Origin of the sequence: Pseudomonas agronomica, assembly GCF_025917275.1 — a bacterium.
In the GTDB taxonomy this organism is placed as follows: domain Bacteria; phylum Pseudomonadota; class Gammaproteobacteria; order Pseudomonadales; family Pseudomonadaceae; genus Aquipseudomonas; species Aquipseudomonas agronomica.
This window is the reverse complement of the sequence record NZ_JAOSHO010001183.1, coordinates 1-213: the sequence shown is the minus strand read 5'-3', so window position 1 is coordinate 213 and position 213 is coordinate 1. Positions and strand designations below refer to the sequence as shown.

At 62.0% G+C, this 213-nt stretch carries 1 pseudogene; it reads right to left on the bottom strand.

From position 1 onward, the window contains the following. A pseudogene (locus OC610_RS29475) lies at window positions 1–213 on the bottom strand (cysteine--tRNA ligase); the annotation flags it as partial.

Here is a 213-nt window from a genome sequence, read left to right as displayed (position 1 = left end):
GGTCTTCGATCTTCTTGCGCGAGAGCTTGCCGTAGCCCATGAACTTGGCAACGCGGTAGTACACGTCGCCATTGCCCGGTGCGTAGGCGTAGCCCTTGTCGATCAGGGTCTGGATCATCGCCAGCATGCCCGGGATATGGTCCGTGGCGCGTGGCTCCAGGTCCGGCTTCTGGATGTTGAGGCGCGCCTCGTCCTCGTGCATGGCCTTGATCA